The sequence below is a fragment of the Janthinobacterium sp. KBS0711 genome, from assembly GCF_000988085.1.
GTDB lineage: Bacteria > Pseudomonadota > Gammaproteobacteria > Burkholderiales > Burkholderiaceae_D > Janthinobacterium > Janthinobacterium lividum_E.
In genome coordinates this window covers 226,967-233,149 of the sequence record NZ_LBCO01000020.1, presented here as the reverse complement: position 1 = coordinate 233,149, position 6,183 = coordinate 226,967, and the positions used below count along the sequence as shown (strand labels likewise).

The window sequence follows — 6,183 nt, the reverse complement described above, 5'->3', positions numbered from 1 at the left end:
CCTTGATGGCCTTAGCCACATCGGCGGGCAAGCTGGTCAGCCACAAGGCCGACAGCTGCGGCAATTGCGTGGCAGATGGAAACTCTTCCGCCGTGTAACCGAACAGGTCATAGGCGGTGAACATGCGCAGCGCGGTCAGTTGCGCCAGGCTGGCCATGTGCGACGCCAGCCCCGGCTTGCCCCAGATGCGCAAGGCCGTCAGATGGGGAAAGCGCTGCGCCACTTGCGCCAGGTCGACGTCTTTCATGCTGACCAGCGACAGGCCGCCCAGTTGCTCGAGGCCGTGGAACGGCGGCAGCGTGTGCGTGCACTGCAGTGTCAAATGGCGGCCATCGGCGCCATCGGCGACGCGCAGCGCCGGCGATAGCACACCGCGCAGCGCGAGCAGGCTCAAGCCTTCATTCAAGACCAGGCTGGTGACGCCATCGGGCTGCAGGATCAAACGGCTCAAGCCGCTGCCGCTGAAATCGAGCGCATGCACCGTCGATGATTGCCAGTGCAGCTCATTGATGAAGGGATTTCCCTGGATAAACTCCATCAAGGCCTGCGTGCCATTGCTGGTCTCGATAGCCATCAGGCAAGGCAGCTGCTCCAGCTCGGACATGTCGCCCAGCGTCTGCAAGACGGTGTCATCGATTTTCGTCGCGTCCTGCCGCAAGACCTGGCCGCCGAGCGTCACTTCACGTTCGTCCGACGCGGCCTTGAATTGCTGGCGCCGCAGCGGGTCGATGCGCTCCCAGTTGCGCTGGCGCAGCACGCTGTCGCCCACGTTCCAGCCGCTGCGGTAGCTGTTGACTTCCACATCGACCAGCGGCGCGATATTGCCAACGAGGGTATGGCCAGGCGGCACGTTTGCCGTGGCATAGCAGTGGTGGTGGCGATTATTCCAGAAGAAATAGTCGCACAGCAGCGGCCGCATGGATTGCACTGCCGCCGCATCGGGCAAGGCGTCGCCGGTCCAGTCCAGCTCCAGCACGGCAGCTACCGGCCTGGACGAGGACGCATCCTTGATGCGGGTGACCTGGCAAGCCACATACTGCTGCAGCTCGGACGAAAACACACTGTAAATATCGCCAACATTCGGTAGCACGCAATTTCCTCTCAGAACACCTGACGGTCGAATGTTGAAACATAGCAAATTTTCAGTGCCCCTGTCGTTCGACTCAGTCCACGTGCAGCTTGTGATGCATGCGCCGCAAGCCCAGCCAGACGGCGGCCGCCACGAACGGCACGAGGGCGCCGACGAGGATTTCCGGATTCACGGGCAAGCCGAGAACCTTGGCCGCCTTGCCCGTGTAGCTGAACAGGCCGATCACGTAATAGGAAATGGCCGCAACCGACAGGCCTTCCACTGCCTGCTGCAAGCGCAGTTGCTGCGCCGCGCGCGCGTTCATCGATTGCAGGATTTGCCGGTTCTGCAATTCCTGCACGATGCCCACGCGCGTGCGCAGCAAGTCATTCGTGTTGGCAATGCGCTGCGCCATCGCTTCCTGGCGGCTGGCCATCGCTTCGCACGTGTTCATGGCCGGCGTCAAACGGCGATCCATGAATTCCTCGACCGTGGGGATGCCTTCGATGCGCACTTCGCGCAACTCGTCGATGCGCGCCTTGACCAGACCCATGTAGGCTTTCGAGGCGGAAAAACGGTAGCTATTGTCGAGTGACAGCTTTTCAATGCGGGCGGCCAGGCGCGTGATGCGGTCGAGCAAGGCTTGCTCGGAGACACCGTCGTCACTCTTGGCCAGTCCCGGCGCGTCGTCCGTATCGACCATGGCGGCGGCCAGGGTCGCCAGTTCATTCTCGATGGCATTCAACGATGGCGCCGCCTGCATGGCGTAGGGCAAGCCCAGCAAAGCCATCATGCGGTAGGTTTCGATTTCCAGCACGCGCTGCACGAGGCGGCCCGACTGCTGCGAACGCATGCCCGCATCGCGGATGACGAAACGGCTGAAGCCGTCCGACTGGATCGTGAAATCCGTCCACAATTCGCCACCCTGCAACACCTTGCTGCCGGCCAGGGTATTGCCCTCGAACACGCGCGACAAACCCTGCATGAAGATCTCGGCAGGCTCGGTCGCCTGCTCGAGCACCACGTGGGCCGCCACCATCAGCTTGCCCTTCAAGCCTACCAGCCACTGCTGCGGCAATTGCTCCAGGGGCATGCGCTCGAACGCCTGATCCAGGGGCAAGGCCTGGCCCGGATGCTCGGCAAAGGTAAACGTGGCAAATTCCGTGTGGCATTCCCATTTCAGGCGGAAGCGGCCAAAGTCGTAATAGAAGTACTTGGCTTCGGCAGCGGGCGGCGTGACGCCGAAATGCGTGCACAGGGCCGCCAAGGTGGCGTGCTGGGCCGCCATATTCGAGGCGCCCGTCACCGCGCTGTCATCTTTATACACGGCCAGGTGGGTGATCAGCTCAGGGGCGTCGAGCTGCAAAAACGGCCGCGAGTGGATTTCCGCAGCCAGCGGCACGCGCAAGGCGTGGTTCAAACTGGAGTTAATCAAGTGCATGATAGCCAAAGGTAAAGTTGCAAAACTGCTTAGACCCGCGCACGTGCAGTGGCGCCCGCAACACGGGTCTGATTGTCACAGTGTAACAAAGCAGGAAGCATGCCTACCTTTTCAAGCCCCGGTCATGCCGTTTTGGCAACCCCCGTCGCACCCTGCGCCGCGTTCTGGCGCGTGCCCAGCCACCAGAAAAACGCGGCCAGCGCCACGGCCGAAGCCTGTCCCAGCGCCAGCTTGAACGCACTGTCGAACAGCAACGGTGCGACAAAACCGGACACCAGCGCAAACACCAGCATTTGCACGAAGTTTTGCAGGGAAGCGGCCAGGCCCCGCATCTGCGGGAATATATCGAGCGTCGACATGGTCATGCCCGGCAAGGCCAGCGACATGCCGAACGCGTACAGCATCACGGGCACGACGGCGAACGGGATGCTGGCCGCGAACCAGTGGTTGTAAGCAATATTGAGCGCCCCTGTGGCCGCCATGGCCAGCAAGCCCCAGCGCACCAGCACGGTGCTTTTGACCGCATGGGCCAGTTTGCCCGACAGCGCCGAACCCAAGACCAGACCGGCCACCATGGGGATGAACATCCAGCCGAACGCCGTTTCCGGCAGGCGCAGCAATTCCAGAATAAAATGCGGCGCGGACGCGATGTACAGGGCGAAGCCGCCAAAAGCGAAGGCCACGGCCAGCGAACGCAGCAGGAACGCCCGGTGGCGCAAGGCCAGCCAGTAATTGCGCGCGATGTTGCCTGGGTGGAAGGGTTGACGTTGCTCGACGGCCAAACTTTCCGGCAAACCTTTCAGGCAAGCCAGCAACAACAGCACGGTGACGGAAAAGGTGAACACGAACGTCGATTGCCAGCCGTAGGCCACGTGCAGCCAGCCGCCGATGATGGGGGCGATGGCCGGCGCGATGCCAAACACCATCATGATATTGGCCAGCATCTTTTGCGCGGCCGCGCCCGACAAGCTGTCGCGCACGATGGCTTGTCCGATCACCCTGCCCGCCCCTGCCGAAGCGCCCTGCATGCCGCGGAAGAACAGCAGCCAGCCAAAGCTGGACGCGAACGCGGCGCCGATGGAGCCGACGGCAAAAATCAGCAGGGAAGCGAGGATCACGGGACGGCGGCCGAACGAGTCGGACAAGGTGCCGTAGAACAAGGTCATGAAGGCATAGGCGGCCAGATAGACGCTCAGGGTCTGCTGCACCAGCACGCTGCTGACGTCGAAATGCGTGCCGATTGCGGGAAACGACGGCAAGAAGGTATCCGTGGCGAACGGGCCCAGCATGGCCAGCCCGGCCAGCACGAGGGTCAGGTTTCTCGTCTTCATGCAAGCTCCTGCGCAAGATGCTGGCGGCGCAAGCCGTCGAGGGCCGCCAGCGAGAAGGCGGCAATATGCCGGGCGATATCGGCGATGCCCGCCTCGTCATAGGTGATTTCCGGCACCACTAGTTCATGCACGATGCGCGAACGGGCATAAAACACCACCTGGCCAATCACGCTGAACACGCATTTCTGCACCACGTCGTCCGGCATGGCCGGCCCCACCACGCCTCGGATCAGGCGAGTGAACAGCGCATGCTGCGGCCGCACATTGCGCTCGGCCAGCTTGTGGATGGCCGCCGTCGGCTCGATCAGTTCGCGCGCCACCAGGCGGCTGAACAGGGATGCGGAACCGGAGCGCAGCATGTCGGAGACGAGCGCCTCGATGGCCAGGCGCAATTGTTCCACGGGCGGCAGCTGCGCCTGCGCGCTGGCGGCGGCCACGTCGGCAGCCGAGGCGCGCGCCAGGTCGCGTGCATGGTCGAAGGCGGCCAGGTACAGCTCTTCCTTGCCATGAAAATAATAATTGACCATCGCCACATTGACGTGGGCCGCCTCGCAGATCCTGCGCACGGACGCGAGCTTGTAGCCATCGTCGGCAAACAGCTGGACGGCCGCCTGCAGGATGCGCGCGCGCGCCGGTTCGCTTTCTTTTTCGCTTTCTTTCTCGTTTTCCTTGTCTTGCGTCATGCCATTCCCATCATTTAAACAGCCGTTTAATATTGTGCGGAATTATATCAAACAACCGTTTAACTTTCAGGCGGACGCAAAAAAGCCCGGCGCACCGGGCTTCTGGCAAGAAAGACGGCGATCAGTGCTTCATGGCAGGCATCGGGGCCGAGGTGGCGCCCAGCGGACGCGCCACGGCATTGACTTCGATGGTTTCGCGGTGCTTGTCCTCGCCTTCAACGACGAGGGTCAGCGGGATCTTGTCGCCCGCCTTCACTTGTCCTTTCAGGTCCAGCAGCATCACGTGGTAGCCGCCCGGCTTCAGCTCGACGGCTTTGCCGGCTGGCAAGGCGATTTCCTTGACCTGGCGCATGCGCATCATATTGTCCGCCATGCTCATTTCATGGATTTCCGCCACGCCGGCCACGGGCGAGCGCACTTCCAGCAGGCGCATGGCTTTCGGTGCCGTGATCTGCATGAAGGCGCCCGTGGCTTTTTGCTGCGGCACGGTGGCACGCACCCACGGGTCGGTGATCTGCACGCTGGTTTGTGCGATGGCGGAGAAGGACAGCACGGTCAGGGCCGTGGCCAGCAGGGTTTTCAGATGGGTCATGATTATTTCCTCGCGATAGTTATAAGGTGTATTTCGATTTCATCAGGGTCTTGATGTCTTGCACGCACTCGTCGACCGTCAACTGGTGCTTCAAGCCCAGGCGCATGCGGCCCTCGGTATCGAGCACATAGCTGATGGCCGTATGGTCCATCGTGTAGGAACTGCCGCTCGGCACTCTGCGGTAGAAGACCTTGTAGTTGAAGGCCGTCTGCGCCGTGTTCTTCGGATCCGTGCGCAAGCCGAGGAAGCTGGGGTCGAAGGCGCGCATGTACTCGCCCAGCAACTCTGGCGTATCGCGCTCGGGATCGATACTGATGAAGATCACTTGCAGTTTATCGGCATCCGGCCCTAGTTTCTGGCGGATTTCCAGCGCGCGCGACAGGGCTGTCGGGCACACGTCCGGACATTGCGTGAAGCCAAAGAAGACCATCACATACTTGCCCTTGAAGTCGGCCAGGGTGTACACCTTGCCGTCGGGGCCGCTCAATTTGAAGTCGGGCTTGTAATCGCCTCCCGTCAAGTCGAGGCCGTTGTAATGGGGTTTCGGCGCTGGTTCGCAAGCGGCAAGCGTAAGCAATCCCGCCGTACCGGCGAGAAGGAAAAGACGACGTTTCATGATAATTCCGGCCCGATGGGCGTAGTGGATACAGTTAAGACGTGGAAGGCGTGACTGGGCGTTCAGGCAGCCAAAGGCGGACCGCGCGGGCTGGCGGCCAGCCACGCGAACGGCGCCCGCGGCGCCTGGTAAAACAAGGGCGGATACAGGTCGTGACCCGTGATGACGGCCAGCGCCGATGCTGGCGAAGGCGGCAAGCCCACGCTGCCTGCATGGCTCATGCAGAACGGGCAATGCTCGATGTGGTGCAGCACGGAACCGGTGGTGGATGTGGCGGCCGGCGCCAGGTCCGCCTGCGTGTAGATGGCGCCGCTGGCCGAGCAGATGTCGACGGCGGCATTGTTCGCGTTCGCATGGTGCGAAGCAAACGCATACGACAGGGACGGCGACAGCGCATTGAGCAGTATCGCCAGGCAGGCGAACCACATGTGCCACTGTTTGCGCTTCAATA

The 6,183-nt window shown here is 62.0% G+C and carries 7 protein-coding genes; all 7 read right to left on the bottom strand.

All coding sequences use genetic code 11. From position 1 onward, the window contains the following. Positions 1–1,090: hypothetical protein (locus tag VM94_RS12385; RefSeq protein WP_046683813.1), on the bottom strand; the 1,090-nt coding region annotated here is incomplete at its 3' end. A gap of 73 nt (positions 1,091–1,163) precedes the next feature. Then, a complete protein-coding gene (locus VM94_RS12380) occupies positions 1,164–2,510 on the bottom strand; it encodes a DUF3422 family protein (RefSeq protein ID WP_046683745.1) in 1,347 nt (448 codons plus the stop codon). Between the two features lie 122 nt (positions 2,511–2,632). After that, positions 2,633–3,841, bottom strand: coding sequence for a multidrug effflux MFS transporter (locus tag VM94_RS12375; protein WP_046683744.1), 1,209 nt, complete (start codon positions 3,839–3,841; stop codon positions 2,633–2,635). Continuing rightward, on the bottom strand, positions 3,838–4,524 hold the full coding sequence (locus VM94_RS12370; protein ID WP_046683743.1) for a CerR family C-terminal domain-containing protein: 687 nt from the start codon (positions 4,522–4,524) through the stop codon (positions 3,838–3,840). Before VM94_RS12370 ends, VM94_RS12375 begins: the two co-directional genes overlap by 4 nt. 121 nt (positions 4,525–4,645) lie before the next feature. Next, on the bottom strand, positions 4,646–5,116 hold the full coding sequence (locus tag VM94_RS12365) for a copper chaperone PCu(A)C (RefSeq protein ID WP_185982115.1): 471 nt from the start codon (positions 5,114–5,116) through the stop codon (positions 4,646–4,648). 19 nt (positions 5,117–5,135) lie between these two features. Then, complete coding sequence (locus tag VM94_RS12360; protein ID WP_046683742.1) at positions 5,136–5,732, bottom strand: SCO family protein; 597 nt, start codon at positions 5,730–5,732, stop codon at positions 5,136–5,138. 62 nt (positions 5,733–5,794) lie between these two features. After that, the gene (locus VM94_RS12355) at positions 5,795–6,181 is read right to left on the bottom strand and encodes a DUF2946 domain-containing protein (protein ID WP_160309291.1); all 387 of its coding nucleotides are present in this window, start codon (positions 6,179–6,181) and stop codon (positions 5,795–5,797) included. Positions 6,182–6,183 lie beyond the last annotated feature (2 nt).